Here is a 19,549-nt window from a genome sequence, read left to right on the forward strand (position 1 = left end):
GGTGCGATGGCCCCTGACTCCTCTCGCGCGCGCTCGACAGCCGAGACGCGCGATCGCATCCTCGACGTCGCACTCGAAGTGCTGGGCGCCAACCCCGATGCCGGCATGGGTGAGATCGCCACGGCGGCAGGCGTTGTCCGACGAACGGTCTACGGCCACTTCCCCTCCCGGGTCGAACTCATCCGGACGCTCACCGGACGCGCCGTGACCGAGATGACCGCCGTGCTCGCCGACGTCGACGCCGCTGATGCGGATGCGGCATGGGCGGAATTCGTGTCCCGGCTCTGGCCGGTGGTGAATCGGTACCGAGTGCTGGTGGCGTTGCGTCGCGGCGAATACGGCGAAGCGATCCACGCCCTGCTCGGGCCTATCGACGAGCGGCTCGCCGACCTCGTCCAGCGTGGTCAGGACGCCGGTGTGTTTGCCCGGTACCTGCCTGCGAACCTGCTGAGTCAGGTCGCCTACGGAGCCGTCTTCGCCATCGCCGACGGTGACACGGCCAGGGGTGACACAGCCGGGGATGGCGCCGCAGCCGCCGCGATCACGAGTCTGCTGATGTTGGGTGTTCCCGAGGCCCGTGCGATCGCACTCGTCGACGGGATCGGCGCGGTGACGTGATCCCCCGAGCTGCCAATCCGCTCTGGCTCCGGGCCTCGGCAGTCAGCGAGACAGTAAGTTCGATGCCCTTCGTACAGTTGTGTCCCGCTGGTCCGTTGATCCCGACCCCACTGTGCCGCGCCGATCGCCAACGCTCACCTCGCCGAGTGGGTGCCGACGCTTTACACCGATCGCAGGGTGGAGTGGCGGAGCGGGCGGACGGCGCAGATCATCGTCACCCACCCGCGGTGACGTTGCCTCACTGCTAGTCCCGGTCCCCGCGCTCCATCTGGTCCCGCGACATCAGCCCGTCCTGGGCGCGTTGCTCCTGATAGACCAGACGGCCGATACGGTGGGCGACCACCGGTGCGGTGATGAGCGCGAACAGTCCGGCCAGGACCAGCATGCCCATGTCGACGTGCGTGCCGCCGATGCTGACCATCGCACCGATCAGCATCATCAACAGCCCCAGCGTCTGGGGTTTGGTCGCCGAATGCATGCGCGAGAGTGTGTCGGGGAAGCGCAGGATGCCGATCGCGGCGGTGACCGCCATGAGCGCTCCGATGGTCAGGAAGACGGCACTGACGATGTCGGCGATCATGCTTGATCATCCCGAACTCGGAAACGGGCGATGGCCACCGACCCGACGAAGCTCACCAGCGACAGTGCCACGATGCCCGGCACCACCGTCGTGTCGCCGCTGTAGGCCGTCCACGCCGCCAGCCCGCACATGCACAGGGCGATCAGTGCGTCGAGCGCGACCAGCCGATCGAGGGTGGTGGGCCCCAACAGGATTCGGGCCATCACCAGCACCGCGGAGATGAGTAGCGCGATCGCGATGAAGAACCACATGACGGTCATCGGCTGCTCCCGTCGCCGAGACCCTGGGCGCTCGCGCGGTCGGCGGGTCGTACGTGGTGGTAGTCGTCGTCGATGCCGTGATAGGGGCTCGGATGCCATTCACTGTCGCGCTCGAAGGCCTTGATGAACATCCGCTCCACGAAGGACACCTGCTTGTAGAACTGCCGGACCTTCTTGTCCGAGCGCACATCGAAGACGTGGACGTAGAGCATGCGACGGCGGTGATCGATCTCGAGCACCATCGTCCCGGGGACCAGGTTCAGGTAGTCCACGGCCAACGTCAGCACCATGTCGGATTTGATGGCGACGCGCACCCGCATCACCGCGCCGAGCGGAGGCTTGCCCGGTCGGACGGCCACCCACGCCACCTGCGCGCTGGAGACGAAGAAATCGACGATGAGCCGACCGATCAGCGCGAGCACCGTCAACGGGTGGATCCGACCCTCGACGGGCACCCGCGGCAACGGCAGCAGCACCCCGATCGCCACGGCCAACACGATGCCGCCGATGATGTTCGCCCAGGAGACGGTGCCCCACAACAACACCCACACGAACGTGAGCCACGCGATCGACCACAGGCGTACCGCGGCCTCGCGACTGTCGTTGCCCAGCCACCGCGGGATGCGCAGCCGGTTGTGCAGCCACACCCACGCGCTGACCGTCGTCCAGGCGAAGAACAGCACCGAGTAGCGGGCGGTGTTGATCAGCAGTCGCTTGACCGGCCCCTTGCCTACGGGTTTGACGGGGGCGATGCGGTCGGGCCTGGTCTCACGCGGCTGCTTCTCATGTTTCTCACTCATCGGCCACTCCCGAGCACCGATCCGATGTAGACGTCGCGGTTCATGATGTCGGTCGCCGCGCGGTCGGTGAACCCGAAGATCGGGCCCGCCCAGATGGTCAGGGCGATCCCGGCGGCGACCATCAGCGCGGTGGGGACAACCATCGTGATCGGCATGCGGCCGACGTCCTCGCGGTCGTCGAAGGCGATGTCGGCGCTCTCGTCGATCAGTGCCGACGGTGCGCTGTCGGAGAGCTCGCCCTCGGGGGCATCGGCGCGCGGACGCCAGAATCCCTTGGTCCAGATACGGGCCACCACATAGAGGGTGAGCAAGCTGGTCACCACCGAACCGGCCACGAGTACCCACGCGAGTACCGACCCGTTCTCGGTACCCGCCTGGATGAGAGCGACCTTGCCCAGGAAACCCGAGAACGGTGGAATACCACCGAGATTGAGCGCGGGGATCAAGAAGAGGGCCGCCAGCACCGGGCTGGCGATCAGCCCGCCGAGCCGGCGCAGCGACGCCGACCCCGCTTGCCGTTCGATGAGTCCGACGACGAGGAACAGCGTCGTCTGCACCAGGATGTGGTGGGCGACGTAGTAGATCGCCGCACTCATCCCGAGCTCGGAGGACAGGGCGATACCGAACACCATGTAGCCGATGTGACTGACGAGCGTGAACGACAGCAATCGCTTGATGTCGGACTGCGCGATCGCACCGAGGATGCCGACGATCATCGTCAGCAGACCGGCGACGAGCAGGATCGGATCCATCGATCCGCCGGGGAACAGCAGGGTGTGGGTACGCATGATCGCGTACACACCGACCTTGGTGAGCAGGCCGGCGAACACCGCGGTGACCGGCGCCGGGGCGGTGGGATAGGAGTCGGGCAGCCATGTCGAGAGCGGGAACACCGCGGCCTTGATCCCGAAGGCCACGAGCAGCACCGCATACAGCGCGTTGCGGGTGCCGTCGGGGACGTGATCGAGGCGTACCGCCATCTCGGCGAGATTGAGCGTGCCGGTGGTCGCATAGGCGAAGGCGATCCCCACCAGGAAGATCAGCGACGACACCATCGACACCATCACGTACGACGCGCCGGCCCGCACGCGATCGCCGGTGGCGCCGAGGGTGAGCAACACGAAGCTCGCGGCGAGCAGCACCTCGAAGGAGACGAACAGATTGAACAGGTCACCGGCGAGGAACGAATTGCACACGCCGGCACACAGGATCAGATAGGTCGGCAGGAACACCGACACCGGCTGTTCGGACGCACCGTCACGGATACCCTGGCCGATCGCGTAGACGACGACGCACAGCAGCACCAGCGTCGCCACCACCAGCATCAACGCCGCGAGCTGATCGACGACGAGCGTGATCCCGAACGGTCCGTTCGGATGCCCCTTGTCGTCCCAGCCACCGATCGCCAGCGAGTAGGTGCCGTGCGCATTGGTGAGGTAGAGCATCATGCACGACGCGACGAGTGTCACGATCAGCGCCGAGACGGTCACGATCCGCTGGAACAGCGGGTTGCGCCCGCGCAGCAACGTGAGAGCTGCCGCGAGCATCGGCGTCAGTGTCGGCAGGGTGATGAGCACCGGGAACCACGAGACCTGGGGGATCATGAACGTCCCCCGTCCGAGTCATCGCTGCTCGTGCCGTCGGAATTGCCGGTACCGCTTCCGCCCGGCTCCGCATAGGCCTCGCCGGTCTCGATGACGTCGACGACATCGGTGGCGAGTTCGTCGACGACGTCGGCGTCCTCGGGCATCAGGTCGGTTTCGATCCGTTCGCGGTGCAGCGCGATGTACTCCTCCTCGGTGAGTGGGTTGCCCTCGTCGTCGAAGAAGTCACCCGCACTGGTGTCGGCGCCGGTCACCGGGTCGTCGCTGCGGTCGCGGTCCGGGGCCGACTGCAGGGAGCTGGTGGCGACCTTGACGTCCTCGGTGTCGTCGTCGACGTCCTCGTCGCGGTTGAGCACGAACAGCCTGTACACCATGGCGAGGATGAACGCGGCCACACCCATCGTGATGACGATCGCGGTGAGCACCATCGCCTGGGCGAGCGGATCGGCGTCGTGCGGGCGGGCCTCGGAGGAGCGGCCCATGATCGGCGGATTGCCCATCCCGCCGGCCAGTACCAGGATCAGCAGGTTGACGCCGTTGCCCGCGACCAGCAGGCCCAGCAACATCCGCACCAGGCTGCGTTCCATCAGCAGGTAGGCACCGCAGGCGATCATGATCGCGATGACCACGAGCAGGCCGAGATTGACGCTCATCGGCCCGCACCTCCCGGACGCTCACCGGCGTCCTGGCGGCGCAGCGGTCCGCTCGGGAAGCCGGCACCGGTCTCGACGTCGAGGCGCGCGCCGAGACTGCGCAGGACGTCGAGCACCAGGCCGATCACGATCAGATAGATGCCGAGATCGAAGAGCAGCGCGGTGACGAACTTGATGTCGCCGAGCACGGGCACGGTGATCTGGAAGACCGCCGACGACAACGCCGGGGCGCCGAGGAACATCGAGGTGACCGCGGTGGACGCCGAGATGAGCAGTCCGGCGCCGAGGAAGGTACCCGGTTCCACCGGTAGCGCCTCACCGAGCTCGTAGCGCCCGCCCGCGAGATACCGCAGCACCAGCGCCAAGCCCATCGTCAGGCCGCCGGCGAAGCCGCCGCCGGGCGAGTTGTGGCCGGCGTAGAAGAAGTAGACCGAGAGCACCACCATCGTCGGGAAGATGAGACGGGTGGTCGCCTCGAGCACCATCGACCGGTGGCGCGGGTCGCGGAACTCGCTGCCCAACAACCACGTCGTGCGGTCGGGCGGGATCGGATCGTCGTCGTCATCGGTGATTCCGAAGTGCCGGGCGGCGTCGGCCACCCGCGGCGCAGCACCGAAGCGGCGGTTACGGAACACCATCGACGCGACGCCGGTGGCGGCGACGATCAGCACCGACACCTCGCCGAGGGTGTCCCACGCGCGGGTGTCGACGAGGAGCACGTTGACGGCGTTGGCGCCGTGCCCGAACTTGTAGGCGACCTCGGGAATCGAGATGCTGACCGGCTGGGCCGAGCGCGCGGCGGCGGCGAACATGCCGATCGCCACGATCGAGACACCTAGCGCCAGACCGATCGCCGCCCGCAGCGGTTTGAACCCGGTCGCATGCCGCGGCTCGGGTTCGGCAGGCAGCTTGCGCAGCACCAGCACGAAGATCACCAGGGTCAGCGTCTCCACCAGGAATTGGGTGAGCGCGAGGTCGGGGGCACCGTACAGCGCGAACAGCATGCCGCATCCGTAACCGGTCACCCCGACGACCAGGGTCGCGGCGAGCCGATTGCGCAGGATCACCGTCGCCAGCGCCGCCGCTGCCATGATCACCGCGATCACGGCTTGCGTCATCGAGTCGAAACCGTTGGGCTCCAAAGTGTTCCGGTTGCCGAGGAACAGCATCACGGTGGGCAGGATGATCATCGTCGACAAGATGACGCCCTGGGTCACCGGCAGCGAGCCGCGCTGGGTGTTGCGGGTCAGCAACAGCGACAGCGTGTCGGCGCCACGCAGGGTGGCGTCGTAGATGCGGTCGGCGTTGATCAGCGGGCGCGACCCGAACACCACATCGCGCAGGCGCCGCAACACCAGGAACAGCACCGCACCGCCGAGAACGACGATGACCGAGAACACCACCGGCAACCCGAAACCGTGCCACATCGCGAGGTGCTCGAGCTCGTGACCGTAGGCGGGCAGCGACTCGGCGTACGGCTCGAACCAGTGGCCGAGCCATCCGCTCCAGAATCCGGCGATGACGCCCAGCGCGGCCAGCAGCAGCGGCGAGAGCAGGAACATCGGCGACGGTGGGTGCATCTTGGCGACGGCCCGGGTCGGCAGCCTACGGACCTTGCGTCCGAACGCGCCCCAGAGGAAGCGGCACGTGTAGGCGAAGGTGATCACCGAGCCGACGAGCAGCACGATGTCGACGGTCTCGGCCTGCCACGGTTGCAGCGACCCGGTCTCCCAGACGGTGCCGAACGCCGTCTCCTTGCCGACGAAGCCGAGCGTGAACGGCAACCCCGCCATGCTCGCCCCGGCCACCGCGGCGATCGCCGCCAGTACCGGCAGTCGATGGCCGAGGCGGGCCAGCTTGCGGATGTCACGGGTTCCGGTGGCGTGGTCGATGATGCCGACCACCATGAACAACGACGCCTTGAACAGGGCGTGTGCGACCAGCATCGCCAAGCCGGCCATCGCCACGTTCGCGTCGCCCATACCCATCAGCACCGCCATGAACCCGAGCTGGGAGACGGTGCCGAAGGCCAGCACGAGCTTGAGGTCGAGTTCGCGCATCGAGCGCCAGCCGCCGAGGAGCATGGTGAACGAGCCGAGGCCGATGACCATGACCTGCCAGCTCGGCAGCGACGCGAACGCCGGTGCGAGACGACCGATGAGATAGATACCGGCCTTGACCATCGCCGCGGCGTGCAGATACGCGCTGACCGGGGTGGGGGCGGCCATCGCGCCGGGCAGCCAGAAGTGGAACGGCACGATCGCCGACTTGCTCAGGGCACCGACGAGCAGCAGCACCACCGCGACCTCGACGTAGACACCCGCGGCCGGCGGGTGGGCGAGCAGATCGCTGAGCAGGTAGCTGCCGGTCCGTTCGCCGAGCATGATGATGCCGACGAGCATCGCCAACCCGCCCAGCGTGGTCACCAGCAGTGCCTGCGTCGCCGAGCGCCGCGAGGTCGCACGGATGCGGTAGTAGCCGACGAGCATGAACGACAGGACGGTCGTCAGCTCCCAGAAGATGTAGAGGACCAGCATGTTGTCGCTGGTGACGAGACCGAACATGGCCGCGGCGAAGGCGACCATCTCACCGCCGAACACCGCGACGCGGGGTCGCGCGTCGTCGAAGTAGTGGGCGCAGTAGCAGAGGACCAGGGTGCCGACGCCGAGGATCAGCACCGACAGGATCGCGGCGAGCGAGTCCATCCGCATCACGATGTTCATGTGCAGCGACGGCACCCACTGCAGCGTCTGGACCTCGGGTGCGCGGTCGGAATCCGGCCAATGCGTCAGCACCCAGAGCAGCCCACCGAACGGGGCCAGCGCGACGACGTAGAAGCCCTTGGTGCCGATCCAGCGGATGATCCCGGGTGCCACGAGCGCGCTCAGTGCCAGGGCGATCAGCACAGTGAGCAAGGGGGCGCACTCCGTCTCTGGTCGGTGGGCGGGGTGGTCACGGGGGTGCGGATCGCGGTCGCGGTGACGGCCGATCAGACGCGATCACGCGCCTGTCCCGGTGTGTCACCGGACGAGACCGGCGTTGTCTATCTTACCGTTGCGGGCATGCCCCGGTTCGACAGAGTGGTGGTGACGGTCCTCGCTGTGGTCGTCGCCACTGTGCTGATGCTGTTCGCGGCAGGGTGCTCCGACGATGCGCCCGCCCAGCGCGAGGGACTGCCGAAGGATTTCCCGTCGTCGCAGGTCCCGCTGATCGACGGGCACGTCATCTCCGGTGACGGCACCACCGATGAGTGGAATGTCGTGGTGCAGGCGCCGGCGAATGCGGGTAACCCGATCGACAAGGCCGTCCGGGCGCTCACCGACGCCGGCTACCAGGAGGATGGCCGCGACAGCGTGGGCGGACAAACCGTGGTGCGGCTCTCGGCGTCCAAGGACGGCAAGACCTATTGGGTGACCGTCGGCATCACCTCGCAGGCCGCCGCCGGGGGGACGTCGGTCTTCTATCACATCTCGACGTAGCCCCACCGCGACGCTTTCACAGTCGACTCACAGGGATCGGGCAGTCCCGACCAAGCGGACGTGGGCACCGTGGAGTCACTTCCATCAGGCCCCGACTGCGCGTGTCAGACGCGCCCCGGGCAGACCCGCGAAAGCGAGAGTGACTCATGTCGGCTCCCGACACCACGACCGAGGCCCACGTGCCCGACCCGAACGAGGGGCAAGCCCCGACTACTCCGGTGACCCAGCCCGCTCCGGCAACCGAACCCGCGGCGGCGGCCCAGCCCGCGGCAGCAGCCCAGCCCGCGGCAGCGGGCGGCCCGGCGATCCCGTCGAAGACCAAGAACGCGATCATCGCCGGCGGCATCGGACTCGCGGTGGGATTCGGGCTCCTCGGCTTCGGCGCCGGCTACGTCGTCGGCGACTCCGGGTCGTCGACCACCCAGCAGCAATTCCCCGGTGGTGGCAACGGCCAGTTCCCGGGCGGCGGCACAAATGGTGGTGGCATGAACGGCGGGGGTATGAACGGCGGTGGCATGAACGGCGGTGGCATGAACGGTCAGATGCCGGGCGGCGGCAACGGTCAATTCCCCGGTGGCGGCAGTGGCCAGATGCCGGGTGGAACCCAGAACGGTCAGACGCCGGGCCAGCAGAATGGTCAGACGCCGGGCGGTCAGACGGCTGCGCCCACCCAGACGCAGTCGCAGACCAGCTGATCCGGCGGGCGGCTCCCGGTCCGTGCGGTGGCTATCTCCCGTCGTGACCGGCGAGCTCGCCGAGTCGGATCGGTTGGGCGATGGCCCGATTCTGCGGTGTGGCCGCGGGTGGGCCGGAGGCACCCGCGCGGTCGGCGGCCCGCTCGCCGCAGATCGCGTCGACGTTGGCGCCGCAGAATCGTGCCTGGCATGGCCCGAGGCCGGCCCGAGTGTTCAGGCGTGTCGCGCGTGCCGACGCCTCGGCGCTGTGTGTACCACGCAGCTGCCCCAGGGTGGTGGCCTCGCACCGGCAGACGACGGTGGTGTCCTCCAGCCACGTCTGCCAGCCGTCAGGGATCGAGTGCGCGGTGGTAAGCCGTGTCGAGAAATGTTGTGCTGTTAGGCGTGCGCGCGACATATCTCGTCGATGGTGGATGGTCATAGCGTCTGGGACAGTTGTGCCAGTGCCAGTGCCCTTGTCGGACACGAGAACGTTACCCACGCCGTGCGCGGTCGTTCCGGCGCCGGGCGCGCCGCGATCGATGACCTCCACACCGAGGCCGCGCCGGGCCAGCTCCCGGGTCAGAGCGCATCCGATGATGCCCGCACCGACGATGACAGCCTTCATGTGAAGGACTCCGGGTCGGCTCCCGCACCGGGACGCAGCTCCTGGGGGAGCAGTCCGGCGGGGAAGTTCTGGTAGGTGATCGGCCGCAGGAATCGCGCAATTGCCTTGGCGCCCACCGAGGTCGTGTGGATGGCCGTGCTCGCCGGGTACGGGCCGCCGTGATGCTGTGCGTCGGTGACGGACACGCCCGTCGGCCACTGATTCCACAGCAGTCGGCCGGCCGTGCGAGCGAGAATGCCTATCAGTGACTGCATGTCGTCGCCGACGTCGGAGTCCTCGCCCTGTACCGTCGCGGTGAGCTGACCGGGCAGTGCGTCGGCAAGCGCCGTGAGTTCGGCGGCATCGGCGTAGGTCACGATGACCGACGACGGCCCGAAACACTCCTGCAGCAACGTCTCCGGGTCGTCGAGGACGTGTGCCGCGGTGGTGCGGTGCAGTTGCACGGCAGCGGTGAGGTCGTCGTCGCCGTCGACGGTGGCCAGGGTGCTCACACCGTCGAGTGCGGTGGCCTCGCCCACCGCGCGATCGAAGCCCGCGCGCATCGATGCGGTGAGCATCGGTGCCGGGGCGGGCAGAGTGGCCCGCTCGAGGGCGGCATGCGTCGCCGAGCCGTCGGGGACGATGAGAAGCCCTGGGCTGGTGCAGAACTGACCCATGCCGAGGGTGAACGACGCCACGTACTGCTCGGCGATCTCGGCGCCGCGTGCGCGGTCGGCGGCGGCGGTGACGAACACCGGGTTCACACTGCCCAGCTCGCCGAAGAACGGGATCGGGTCCGGACGCGACGACGCGATGTCGAACAGGGCGCGCCCACCGCGGGTGGAGCCGGTGAAGGTTGCCGCCCGTACCCGCGGATCGGTCAGCGCGGTGATTCCGGCGTCGACCCCGGAGATCGTGCCGAAGACGCCGTCGGGGGCGCCGGCGTCCTGCAGGGCGGACGTCATGAGGTCGCCGATGCGTACCGAGAGCCGCGGATGGCCGGGATGGATCTTGACCACCACCGGGCACCCCGCAGCCAGCGCCGAGGCCGTGTCTCCGCCCGGGACGCTGAATGCGAACGGGAAGTTGCCCGCCGCGAAGTTGAGGACAACACCCAGCGGTAGGTGCGTGCGGCGCAGATCGGGCCGCGGGGCGCCCATCGGCCAGTCGGGGTCGGCGTGATCGACGATCGGATCGAGGTGCCGGCCGGCGGCGACGTACTCGCCGAGATAGCGCAGTTGGAAGGTGGTGCGGACGAGTTCGCCGCGCAGGCGTCCGAGGGGTAGATGGGACTCCTCGGCGGCCAGGTCGATCAGTTCCTCGCCGTGTGCGTCGAGGACGTCGGCAACCTGCGTCAGGCCGCCACCGCCGCCTCGACCTGATCCGGGGTGGAATCGGTGATGTCGGTGCTTGTCGGGGTCAGTACGGGGTTCATCTGGAGTCCTTCCGGGTCAGGTCGGGTCGGGTGCGGCCGGGATCAGCGGTAGCGCCTGCCGAGTACAGCTTCAGTGTCCTTGATGATCAGCTGACGCAGCCGGAGGGAAACCTATTCCGACCGTCGCTGGGCGTAGGCGCGGAGATTCTCCACCTGCGCGGCGTCCAGCGACGGGCGGACCCGGGTGCGGGCGTCGGCGACGTCGTCGGCGGTGACCGTGGCGGCCTCGATGTTGCGGCGCATCGCCGAGAGTGCGGCCTCCCGCAGCAGAGCCGAGCAGTCGGCGGCCGAGTAGCCGTCGAGATCTGTTGCCAGCGACTCGATGTCGACGTCATCGGCGAGCGGGACGTTGCGTCCCGAGGTGCGCAGGATGTCGGCGCGTGCCTGTGCATCCGGTGGTGGGACGAATACCAGTCGCTCGAGCCGGCCCGGCCGCAGCAACGCCGGATCGATCAGATCCGGACGATTGGTGGCACCGAGGACGACGACGTCGGCCAGCGGTTCGACGCCGTCGAGTTCGGTGAGCAGCGCGGCGACCACGCGATCGGAGACCCCGGAATCCGACGACTGACCGCGCCGGGGCGCCAATGCGTCCACCTCGTCGAGGAAGATCAGGGAGGGCGCGGATTCCCGTGCGCGGTCGAACAAGTCGCGGACCGCACGCTCGGAGGCGCCGACCCACTTGTCCATCAGTTCGGCGCCCTTGACCGTGTGTACCGAGAGCCGACCCGACGCGGCCAACGCCCGTACCACGAAGGTCTTGCCGCAGCCGGGCGGTCCGTAGAGCAGCACCCCGCGCGGCGGATCGACACCGAGACGGGTGAACGTGTCGGGATGTTCGAGCGGCCACAGTACGGCCTCGGTGAGCGCCTGCCGGGTCTCGACCATGTCGCCGACGTCGTCGAGCGTGATCGATCCCAACGAGACCTCCGGCGACGTCGCACGCGACACCGGTCGGATCACCCCGACGGCGCCCCGCAGGTCCTCGGCGGTCAGTGCCGGTGAGGCCGTCGATCCGGCCGCGGTCACCCGGGCCGCAGCCCGCAGGGCCGCCTCCCGGGTCAGGGCCGCGAGATCACCGGCGACGAAACCAGGTGTCCGTGAGGCGATCTCGGAGAGCTGCAGGTCGCCCTCGGTGGGCACGCCGGTGAGAATGGCCGCGAGCAATCGGCCGCGCAGCGCCGCGTCGGGCAGCCCGATCGAGAGCTCCCGATCGCACAGTTGGGGATCGCGCAATCGGGTGTCGACCGCTGCCGGTTGTGTCGTGGTGGCGATCAGCGCGATCGTGCCAGGCTGATCATCCTTGCCTGCCAACGCTTCTCGCAGGGTGTCGAGGAGGAGTGTGGAGACCGGTTCGGCCTCGGCGGGTAGCAGGGCGTCGACGTCGGTGATCAGCAGGACCCCGCCGCCGGGACGCAGTGAGGATACGGCGTCGGTGACGGTGCGTAGTCGCGAATTCGCCTCGGTCGCACCGACGGTGGGGCCGTCGATCACGGCCAGCGGCCGCCCGTCCGCCACCGCGCGTACCAGCGTCGCCTTGCCCACCCCGGCCGGGCCGGTCAGCAACACTCCCAGGCGCGGGACCGCACCCAGGGTGCGCAACACCTCGGGCTGATCGAGCGTGATCCGCAGCCACTCGGTCAGTTTCGCCACCTGATCGTCGACGCCGACGAGTTCGGCCACCGGCCGCACCGCGCCTGCGCCCCCGCCGACAGCGCTCGCCACCCCGCCGACAGCGCCCGTCCCAGCACCGACAGCGCCCGTCACCGCGCCGGCAGCGCTCGGCGCGGTGGTGTCGGTCCACATCACTGCGGTGTTGGGCTGCACGCTTACCGGTGCGCCGGGCTCGGTGGCGGTCACCGTGAGAAGCTGTGTGGTCCAGGTGATCCCGACGGATCGGGCAAGGGTGCGCACTGCCTCGCTGGCGGTCAGTTCGGGTCCGAGGTCGCGGGGGAGCAGGGAGACGGTGTCGCCCACCGACAGCACCTTGCCGAGTAGCGCGCGTCGCAGGGTCGGCGCGTCGACGCCCTGGCTGGCCAGCGCCGACCCGGTGACCGTCACCCGGGTGGCGGCCTGCACCTGCACCGGCTCGACGACCACCTGGGCGTTCTCGCGGACGCCGGTGTTGGAGAAGGAGATGTCGTCGAGCAGGATCGTGCCGGTCGATGAGTCCGCGGGGGCAGCGGCGACGACGGCGGCGCTCACGCGCGCACCGGTGATGCGTACCGCATCCCATTCGCGGAGTCCGAGTGCGGTGAGTGCCTCGGGGTGCACGCGCACGATGCCGCGGCGGGCGTCGCCGGCCGACGGGTTCAGGCGCGCGGTCAGCGTGAGTTGGGCGCTCACGCGGTGGGGCTGTCGGCGTCGTCGGGATGGGGGGACGTGCCGTCCGCACGGGGGGTGCCAGTACCGGTGCCGACCGCGCCGGTGCCCGCGGGCCGGTGTAGCCCGAGGCGTGCCTGCGACTTCTTCATCGTCTGCCGACGCCGCGGAATGACGCGCCGTCCGGGCGTCTCGCGCGCCATGGCCCGTCGCTCCGCGCGACGTTCGCGCGGCGGCGCGTCCCAGTGCTCGGGGCGCGAGGCCACCCAGCGGCGGGAGCGCCAGGCGAACGGGATGTGCACGGCATAGCCCGCGATGCCGATGATCATCAGCACATACGGGAAGGTCACCAACAGCGCTGCACCGATGGCGACCAGGATCAGCAGGACCGGCAGAGCGCGCGGCGACACCTTCGCTGCCTTCAACGACGCCGTCGGTACCCGGCTGGCCGCGAGGAACGCGACGATGAGCAGCCACGTGCACACCACCGGCAGCGACGTCCACCAGCCTGACCCGAACTGCTGCAACAGCCCGACGGGCAGCAGCGCGATGATCGCGGCGGCCGGTGCGGGCACGCCGACGAAGAAGTCGCGGGTGTATGCGGGTGCGTCGTCGTCATCGAGGAGGGTGTTGAAGCGGGCCAGGCGCAGCACGATCGCGCAGGTGTAGACCAGGCCGATCAGCCAGCCGATGTCGGCGTGCTCCATCAGGGTCAGATACACCAGGAAGGCCGGCACCACACCGAAATTGATGGCGTCGGCGAGTGAGTCGATCTCCGCGCCGATCTTGGTGGTGGCACCCATCAGGCGCGCCACCCGCCCGTCGATGCCGTCGAGTAGTGCGGCCGCGACGAGCAGGGCCAGTGCCGCATTGATGTTGTCGTTGGAGGCGAATCGGATCGCGGTCATGCCCGCGCAGATCGCGAGGATCGTCAGCGCCGACGGCACGAACATCCGGCCGGCCGACGCCTGACGGCGCAGCCGCGACTGCTCGGCCGGGGTGTGTGCGCGTCCGGCCACGCGCGCGGGCGTGCGGTGCGGGGTTCCCGGCCGGTCGGCGCGCGGACTCATCGGCCTGCCGCTGGATCGGCGCCCGGGCCGAGGACGGCGATCGTCGTCTCGGCCCCGATCGTGCGCTGCCCGAGCCGGACCTGCGGCGTGGTGCCGGGCGGCAGGTAGACGTCCACCCGCGAGCCGAACCGGATGAGCCCGTAGGTGTCGCCGACCGACAGTGCGTCGCCGACCGTGGGATTGCACACGATTCGACGGGCGAGCAGCCCGGCGATCTGCACGACCGCGATGTCGGCGCCCGTCGCGGTGCGGATCGTCATGGTGGTGCGCTCGTTGACCTCGCTCGCGTCGGGGAGATCGGCCGACACGAACCGGCCGGGCGTGTGGGTCACCGAGGTCACCGTGCCGGCGATCGGCACGCGCTGCACGTGCACGTCGAACAGCGAGAGGAACACCGACACCCGGGGTCGCGGCGCGTCGCCGAGCCCGGACTCGGCGGGCGGCACGGCCTCGTCGAGAAGACTCACGGTCCCGTCGGCCGGGGCGGCCACCGCGAACGGATCGGTGGGCGCGACGCGGGCGGGATGCCGGAAGAAGGCCGCGCAGGCCCCGGCGGTCAGGACGGCCGGTGTCCGGATCCACCGGTGACGCCGACCGAGCACCGCGACGGCCGACGCCGCGGCGACAAAGGGGAGGCCCGCCGGATGGACCGGGGGTACGGTTTCGCGGGCCAGGGTGACCAGATGTGCCGGGGACAGTCCGTCTGGTGCGTCCTCACGCGGGCGCCTCGCCACAGTCATCCTCTCCGACGTCGTCCACGCGACCGATCGTCGCGCCCGTTCAGCTTAGAGCCCCGGGTGCCGGTGGCTCCACGTGCTGGGAGGCGGTGTGCATCGACGGCGGTTGTGCACAGCCGGTGAGGTCGGTGGCACATATCACCGAACGCATGTACAATAGATCAAGAGTTCGACGTACGCGCTACGGACACCGGGGGGTGGCAATGCTCGAGACGACCGACGATCTTCGCGAGTTCGCCTGTGCGCTCGTCGAGATGACGGCGGCGGCCACACAGGCCGATGCGGTGGAGCGGATCACCTTCCTGGAAGAACTGAAGTCCGCCGCCGCGGCCGCCCAGGTGCGCGAGACCGCCCGACTCGACGAACTGCGCGCCGCCGATGAAACCGAACGCAATGTGCCCCAAGGTAAGAGGGGTAAGGGGTTGTCGGCCGAGGTCGGTCTGGCGCGCAAGGCGTCGGCGCAGCGAGGTGGCCAATTCCTCGGGTTCGCGCGGGCCCTGGCCACCGAGATGCCGCACACCTTGGGTGCGCTCGAGGACGGCGATCTGACCGAGTGGCGCGCGACCATCCTGGTCCGCGAAACCGCCTATCTGACACGAGAATCCCGCGAGGAGATCGATCGTGTCGTCGCCGGGGACCGGCAGGCTCTGCTGAGCATGGGGGACAGGGCGTTGACCGCGCGGGCCAAGGAGTTGGCCTACGAGCTCGAACCCCGCACCGTCGTCGACCGCAAGGCGAAAGCCGAGCGCGATCGTCGGGTGGCGGTGCGGCCCGCCCCGGATCTGATGGCGCAGGTGTCGGCGCTGGTGCCGATGGCACAGGGGGTGGCGGTGTTCGCCGCGCTCACACGCCACGCCGATGCAATTGCCGGGTCCGACGGACGCACGCGGGATCAGATCATGGCCGACACCCTCGTCGAGCGGGTCACCGGTCAGGCGTGCGCCACCGCGGTGCCGGTCGCGGTGAACCTGGTGATCTCGGCCGAGACGATGCTCGGCGGGGATGCGTCTGCGGAGATCCCCGGATTCGGGCCGATCCCCGCCGAGATGGCGCGGCAGCTCATAGCCGACGGCGTCGACCCCGACGGCGAGACCGCCTCGACGATCCGGCGACTGTACGTACGGCCCGCGGAAGGCACGCTGGTGGCCGCCGACGCGCGGTCGCGGTGCTTCCCCTCGAGCCTCGCGCACTTCGTCCGCATGCGCGACCGGCGGTGTCGGGTTCCGTTCTGCGATGCGCCGATCGCCGAGATCGATCACGCCCGACCGCACCGGCACGGTGGGGAGACCTCGCTCGCCAACGCCGACGGCACCTGCGTGGCGCACAACCGCGCCAAGGAGGCCGATGGTTGGACCTACACGCCCATCGACACCGAATACGGGCACATCCTCGACGTCACGACGCCGACCGGCGCCTGGCATCGGAGCCGGGCGCCGCATCTGGTCGGCCGGCAGCCGCGTGCGTCGATGACCTCGACATGGCGAAAACCCAAACATCCCAATCGGTTACGCCCCGCCCGCCGACCACGCCGGTCACGTCAGCCGAACCACGTCCACCAGGTCGCCGGCCGCCAGTGACACGGTCTCGGCGGGGATGTCGACCAGCGCGTCGGCGTGGGCGAGGTTGCTCAGATGGTGTGATGCCGGTGGCCCGACGGTCGTGACGGCCGGTCCGTCGGGGTGGCGGACGAAGACCGCACGCTGGAACTGACGTTTGCCCGCCGGTGAGGTCAGGGCGGTGGTCAGTTGTGCGCGCAGCCGTTGTCGGCGCAGATGCTGGCCCATCGCGGCGCGCAGTGGGTCGCGGATGAACACCTCGAAGGACACCAGCGAACTCACCGGATTGCCGGGTAAGGTCACGATCGGCACGGACCGTCCGGCCGGACCGCGATAATGCCCGCAGCCCTGGGGCATCCCCGGCTGCATCGCGACCTTCACGAATTCCACCCCGCCGGTCATGCCCAGCGCTTCCTTGACGACCTCGAAGGCGCCGGCACTGACCCCGCCGGAGGTGAGGATGAGGTCGGCGTCGGCGGCGATCTCGTCGAGGCGATGCAAGAACTGGGTCGTGTCGTCGGGGACGAGATGCACGTGCCTGGCCTCGGCGCCGGCCTCGATGGCCGCCGCGGTCAGCATGGCGCCGTTGGATTCGTAGATCTGTCCGTGCCGCAACGGAATTCCCGGCGCCACCAGCTCGGAGCCGGTGGACAACACCGCCACCCGCATCGGCCGGAACACGCTCACCGTCGAGAACCCGAGCCCACACAGCAGCCCGATTTGCGCGGCACCGATACGGGTACCGGCCGGCAGCGCGGGCTGCCCGGCGACGATGTCGGAGCCCGCCGGGCGAATGTGCTTACCGGTCGGCACCGCGGTGGTAATGCCCACCTGCGTGCCCTCGACGGGTTCGGCGCCGCTGAACACGGCGGTGGTCAGTTCCACCGGCACCACCGCGTCGGCACCGGCCGGCATCGGTGCGCCGGTCATGATGCGGTGCGCAGTTCCCGGTGCCAGCGGCGGTGGGTCGACGCGGCCGGCAGGGATGTCGGCGTCGACGCGAAGGTGCACCGGCTGCGCCGGCGTGGCCGCGGCGACGTCAGCCGCGCGGACCGCGAAGCCGTCCATCGCGGAGTTGTCGAAGCCGGGTAACGAGATCGGGGCGACGACGTCGGCGGCGAGCACCCGACCCAGTGCGGCAGTGACGGGCATGATGACCGGCTCGGGCGGGCCGAACAGACTGGCGACGACCTGCTGGTGTTCGGTGACCGTACGCATGGCCCCAGCATGCCATCGCCCCCACGGCGCGCACGCACCGCCGACGCGCAGGTTCTCCCCACACACCCTAGATTTGTAGGATGACGCTCGGGTTGCTGATGGACATCGACGGTGTGATGGTCACGTCGTGGAAGGCGCTGCCCGGCGCGGTCGAGGCGGTCCGCATCCTCGCCGATCGCGGCCTGCCGCGGATGTTCTTGACCAACACGACGTCCCGTTCGCGCGGTCAGATCGCCGACGCCCTCAACAGCTGCGGGTTCGAGGTGTCGGCCGAGGAAATCCTCACCGCCGCCAAACTCACCGCCGAATACCTCGCTCAGACCTATCCGGGCAAGAAGGCGTGGGTACTCAACGAGGGCCCGATCGCCGACGACATGACCGGCATCGCCCTCACCGACGACCCGGCCCAGGCGCAGGTCGTGGTGCTCGGCGGCGCCGGACCGGTGTTCACCCATCGAGCGTTGTCGATCGTGCTCGAGTTGATGTTGGCCGGAGTGCCGGTGGTGGCGATGCACCGATCGATGATCTGGTCGACCGCCCAGGGACTGGCCATCGACACCGGCGTCTACCTCGAGGGCCTGGAGAAGGCGTCGGGTCGCAAGATCCGCGCCATCGGCAAACCGTCACCACTCGGCTTCCGTGCTGCAGTCGAGATGATGAATCTTGAGCCGACCCAGGTGGTGATGGTCGGCGACGACATGCACAACGACGTCCTCGGCGCGCAGGCGTCGGCGCTGATCGGGGTGCTCGTGCGGACCGGCAAGTTCCGCGAGGAGGCACTCGTCGCCCTGCAACGCGACGAGTTCGGGCCGGTCCCCGACCACGTCATCGACTCGATCGCCGACCTGCCCGCCCTCATCGAGAAACTCGACGGCTGAGGGCGCTACTCAGCCCTCGACGGCGCGCTTGATCTTGCCGAGCGTCTCGGCCATACCGAGTTTCAGCTCGGCCTCGAAGTTCTCGGTGCCGCCCATCAACTTGTCGACGAGCACCGACGACACCGTCGACGTCGTCCCGCCCGGCACCTCGCGACGCTCGGTCACGGTGACCCCGCTCGCCTTCGGTGTGATCGTGTAGCTCCACACGGTGCGGTTCTCGGCGACGCGGAAACCGAGTTCCTGGTTGGGGGAGAAGCGGACGATCTTCGACGTCGTCGGCCACACCAGCGGTCCGCGGCGGTTGACGTTGATCGTCTTGGTGCCCAGGCCCACCGGGCCGCGCACGATCATCTTCACGCACTGCGGACTCCATTCGCCCATGCGCTTGAGGTCGGAGATGACCTCCCACACCTGCTCGGGTGTGGCGTCGATGTCGATGGACTCCTCGATGAGTGGTGCGGCCATGCGGTGATTCCCCCTGCGTGGTGTCGGTCCGGCCGGACGGCGCGCGCCGTCCTCTCTGGGGACACTAGGGCACTTATTGAGCAAGCGTCAATAAGCTCATGAGTCACAAGCCCGGGGCGTCAGGCCAGCAGGACCGCCGCGATCACCGCGCCGATACCGAGGAACACCGTCGCGGTCACCCAGATCGCCGGATGCTCGCCGTCGTCGTCGAGCAGCAGGGTGCCGAGCTTGCCGGGGGTGAGCCAGTCGATCAGGACGAACGACCACATCATCACCGCGATGGTCAGCGCGACGTAGACGATGGTGTAGACCAGCCCGCGCCACAGTTCGAGATAGGCGGTGTCGATCACCGAACAGACCATCACCGCTGCCAGTCCGATCACCATCGAGACGGTCAGGATCGTGGCGTTGCGGTTGTGGTCGACCCAGACCAGCTGCCGCAGCCGGCCCGGCGTCACCAGATCGAGGGCGACGAAGCCGACGATCAGCAGCGCGATCCCCACCAGGGAGAACGACGCACCATGTGCCAGGTTGTCCCGCAAGATCTCCACTGAAACCCTCCCGTTCTCGGCACGTCAGCGGCGAACCGCATC

19 protein-coding genes are annotated in these 19,549 nt (G+C 69.0%); 5 read left to right on the forward strand and 14 right to left on the reverse strand.

Features of this window, described 5'->3' with window-relative positions; all coding sequences use genetic code 11:
- Positions 1-6: 6 nt before the first annotated feature.
- On the forward strand, positions 7-618 hold the full coding sequence (locus AC5ZH6_RS04275; protein WP_006372424.1) for a TetR/AcrR family transcriptional regulator: 612 nt from the start codon (positions 7-9) through the stop codon (positions 616-618).
- Between the two features lie 244 nt (positions 619-862).
- Here AC5ZH6_RS04275 and mnhG read toward each other — a convergent pair whose 3' ends face one another.
- Genes mnhG through AC5ZH6_RS04305 form a run of 6 tightly spaced genes read right to left on the reverse strand, consistent with a single transcriptional unit; the run spans position 863 to position 7,430 of the window.
- Complete coding sequence (gene mnhG / locus AC5ZH6_RS04280) at positions 863-1,198, reverse strand: monovalent cation/H(+) antiporter subunit G (RefSeq protein ID WP_006372425.1); 336 nt, start codon at positions 1,196-1,198, stop codon at positions 863-865.
- On the reverse strand, positions 1,195-1,458 hold the full coding sequence (locus AC5ZH6_RS04285) for a monovalent cation/H+ antiporter complex subunit F (protein ID WP_006372426.1): 264 nt from the start codon (positions 1,456-1,458) through the stop codon (positions 1,195-1,197). The genes mnhG and AC5ZH6_RS04285 overlap by 4 nt, the downstream gene beginning before the upstream one ends.
- Positions 1,455-2,258: a Na+/H+ antiporter subunit E gene (locus tag AC5ZH6_RS04290; RefSeq protein WP_006372427.1), complete on the reverse strand. Its 804-nt coding sequence runs from the start codon at positions 2,256-2,258 to the stop codon at positions 1,455-1,457. The genes AC5ZH6_RS04285 and AC5ZH6_RS04290 overlap by 4 nt, the downstream gene beginning before the upstream one ends.
- Entirely contained in the window at positions 2,255-3,862 is a 1,608-nt protein-coding gene (locus AC5ZH6_RS04295; protein WP_006372428.1) for a Na+/H+ antiporter subunit D, read from the reverse strand. Before AC5ZH6_RS04295 ends, AC5ZH6_RS04290 begins: the two co-directional genes overlap by 4 nt.
- On the reverse strand, positions 3,859-4,515 hold the full coding sequence (locus tag AC5ZH6_RS04300) for a Na(+)/H(+) antiporter subunit C (RefSeq protein ID WP_006372429.1): 657 nt from the start codon (positions 4,513-4,515) through the stop codon (positions 3,859-3,861). The genes AC5ZH6_RS04295 and AC5ZH6_RS04300 overlap by 4 nt, the downstream gene beginning before the upstream one ends.
- Positions 4,512-7,430 (reverse strand): Na+/H+ antiporter subunit A, encoded by a 2,919-nt coding sequence (locus tag AC5ZH6_RS04305; RefSeq protein WP_006372430.1) that lies wholly within the window; start codon positions 7,428-7,430, stop codon positions 4,512-4,514. Before AC5ZH6_RS04305 ends, AC5ZH6_RS04300 begins: the two co-directional genes overlap by 4 nt.
- 147 nt (positions 7,431-7,577) lie before the next feature.
- On the opposite strand from AC5ZH6_RS04305, the gene AC5ZH6_RS04310 reads away from it, so the two are divergent.
- A complete protein-coding gene (locus tag AC5ZH6_RS04310; protein ID WP_014358837.1) occupies positions 7,578-7,994 on the forward strand; it encodes a hypothetical protein in 417 nt (138 codons plus the stop codon).
- A gap of 146 nt (positions 7,995-8,140) precedes the next feature.
- Entirely contained in the window at positions 8,141-8,689 is a 549-nt protein-coding gene (locus tag AC5ZH6_RS04315; protein WP_006372432.1) for a hypothetical protein, read from the forward strand.
- Positions 8,690-8,720: 31 nt separating this feature from the next.
- Here AC5ZH6_RS04315 and AC5ZH6_RS04320 read toward each other — a convergent pair whose 3' ends face one another.
- From AC5ZH6_RS04320 to AC5ZH6_RS04340, 5 genes are all read right to left on the reverse strand, one after another.
- Positions 8,721-9,296 (reverse strand): FAD-dependent oxidoreductase, encoded by a 576-nt coding sequence (locus AC5ZH6_RS04320; protein WP_006372433.1) that lies wholly within the window; start codon positions 9,294-9,296, stop codon positions 8,721-8,723.
- Positions 9,293-10,591 carry an aldehyde dehydrogenase (NADP(+)) gene (locus AC5ZH6_RS04325; protein ID WP_306304200.1) on the reverse strand — a complete coding sequence of 433 codons (1,299 nt, stop codon included), beginning with the start codon at positions 10,589-10,591 and terminating at the stop codon, positions 9,293-9,295. Before AC5ZH6_RS04325 ends, AC5ZH6_RS04320 begins: the two co-directional genes overlap by 4 nt.
- A gap of 230 nt (positions 10,592-10,821) precedes the next feature.
- Positions 10,822-13,056, reverse strand: a complete 2,235-nt coding sequence (locus AC5ZH6_RS04330; RefSeq protein WP_006372435.1) for an AAA family ATPase — start codon at positions 13,054-13,056, stop codon at positions 10,822-10,824.
- Positions 13,053-14,102 carry a CDP-alcohol phosphatidyltransferase family protein gene (locus AC5ZH6_RS04335; protein ID WP_006372436.1) on the reverse strand — a complete coding sequence of 350 codons (1,050 nt, stop codon included), beginning with the start codon at positions 14,100-14,102 and terminating at the stop codon, positions 13,053-13,055. Before AC5ZH6_RS04335 ends, AC5ZH6_RS04330 begins: the two co-directional genes overlap by 4 nt.
- Positions 14,099-14,836 carry a phosphatidylserine decarboxylase gene (locus AC5ZH6_RS04340; RefSeq protein WP_006372437.1) on the reverse strand — a complete coding sequence of 246 codons (738 nt, stop codon included), beginning with the start codon at positions 14,834-14,836 and terminating at the stop codon, positions 14,099-14,101. The genes AC5ZH6_RS04335 and AC5ZH6_RS04340 overlap by 4 nt, the downstream gene beginning before the upstream one ends.
- A 206-nt stretch (positions 14,837-15,042) precedes the next feature.
- Between AC5ZH6_RS04340 and AC5ZH6_RS04345 the strand changes: the two genes are divergently transcribed.
- Positions 15,043-16,416, forward strand: a complete 1,374-nt coding sequence (locus tag AC5ZH6_RS04345) for an HNH endonuclease (RefSeq protein ID WP_035728796.1) — start codon at positions 15,043-15,045, stop codon at positions 16,414-16,416.
- On the opposite strand, the gene moeA is transcribed toward AC5ZH6_RS04345, so the two are convergent.
- Complete coding sequence (gene moeA / locus AC5ZH6_RS04350) at positions 16,372-17,613, reverse strand: molybdopterin molybdotransferase MoeA (RefSeq protein ID WP_496168512.1); 1,242 nt, start codon at positions 17,611-17,613, stop codon at positions 16,372-16,374. The genes AC5ZH6_RS04345 and moeA overlap by 45 nt on opposite strands.
- Positions 17,614-17,693: 80 nt before the next feature.
- Here moeA and AC5ZH6_RS04355 point away from each other — a divergent pair, with 80 nt between their 5' ends.
- On the forward strand, positions 17,694-18,491 hold the full coding sequence (locus AC5ZH6_RS04355) for an HAD-IIA family hydrolase (protein ID WP_006372440.1): 798 nt from the start codon (positions 17,694-17,696) through the stop codon (positions 18,489-18,491).
- A gap of 9 nt (positions 18,492-18,500) precedes the next feature.
- On the opposite strand, the gene AC5ZH6_RS04360 is transcribed toward AC5ZH6_RS04355, so the two are convergent.
- Together AC5ZH6_RS04360 and AC5ZH6_RS04365 are read right to left on the reverse strand one after the other, a co-directional pair.
- Positions 18,501-18,956 carry an SRPBCC family protein gene (locus AC5ZH6_RS04360; RefSeq protein WP_006372441.1) on the reverse strand — a complete coding sequence of 152 codons (456 nt, stop codon included), beginning with the start codon at positions 18,954-18,956 and terminating at the stop codon, positions 18,501-18,503.
- 119 nt (positions 18,957-19,075) lie between these two features.
- Positions 19,076-19,507 carry a DUF350 domain-containing protein gene (locus AC5ZH6_RS04365; RefSeq protein ID WP_006372442.1) on the reverse strand — a complete coding sequence of 144 codons (432 nt, stop codon included), beginning with the start codon at positions 19,505-19,507 and terminating at the stop codon, positions 19,076-19,078.
- Positions 19,508-19,549: the final 42 nt, after the last annotated feature.

It is taken from the genome of Gordonia sp. YC-XJ4 (genome assembly GCF_059511865.1).

Bases quoted from the DNA above. Each gene is read 5' to 3' on its own strand.
- moeA (WP_496168512.1), bottom strand. From the start codon at position 17,613: ATGCGTACGGTCACCGAACACCAGCAGGTCGTCGCCAGTCTGTTCGGC.
- AC5ZH6_RS04275 (WP_006372424.1), top strand. From the start codon at position 7: ATGGCCCCTGACTCCTCTCGCGCGCGCTCGACAGCCGAGACGCGCGAT.
- AC5ZH6_RS04335 (WP_006372436.1), bottom strand. From the start codon at position 14,102: ATGAGTCCGCGCGCCGACCGGCCGGGAACCCCGCACCGCACGCCCGCG.
- AC5ZH6_RS04320 (WP_006372433.1), bottom strand. From the start codon at position 9,296: ATGAAGGCTGTCATCGTCGGTGCGGGCATCATCGGATGCGCTCTGACC.
- AC5ZH6_RS04315 (WP_006372432.1), top strand. From the start codon at position 8,141: ATGTCGGCTCCCGACACCACGACCGAGGCCCACGTGCCCGACCCGAAC.
- mnhG (WP_006372425.1), bottom strand. From the start codon at position 1,198: ATGATCGCCGACATCGTCAGTGCCGTCTTCCTGACCATCGGAGCGCTC.
- AC5ZH6_RS04360 (WP_006372441.1), bottom strand. From the start codon at position 18,956: ATGGCCGCACCACTCATCGAGGAGTCCATCGACATCGACGCCACACCC.
- AC5ZH6_RS04295 (WP_006372428.1), bottom strand. From the start codon at position 3,862: ATGATCCCCCAGGTCTCGTGGTTCCCGGTGCTCATCACCCTGCCGACA.
- AC5ZH6_RS04300 (WP_006372429.1), bottom strand. From the start codon at position 4,515: ATGAGCGTCAATCTCGGCCTGCTCGTGGTCATCGCGATCATGATCGCC.
- AC5ZH6_RS04355 (WP_006372440.1), top strand. From the start codon at position 17,694: ATGACGCTCGGGTTGCTGATGGACATCGACGGTGTGATGGTCACGTCG.
- AC5ZH6_RS04290 (WP_006372427.1), bottom strand. From the start codon at position 2,258: ATGAGTGAGAAACATGAGAAGCAGCCGCGTGAGACCAGGCCCGACCGC.
- AC5ZH6_RS04345 (WP_035728796.1), top strand. From the start codon at position 15,043: ATGCTCGAGACGACCGACGATCTTCGCGAGTTCGCCTGTGCGCTCGTC.
- AC5ZH6_RS04285 (WP_006372426.1), bottom strand. From the start codon at position 1,458: ATGACCGTCATGTGGTTCTTCATCGCGATCGCGCTACTCATCTCCGCG.
- AC5ZH6_RS04310 (WP_014358837.1), top strand. From the start codon at position 7,578: ATGCCCCGGTTCGACAGAGTGGTGGTGACGGTCCTCGCTGTGGTCGTC.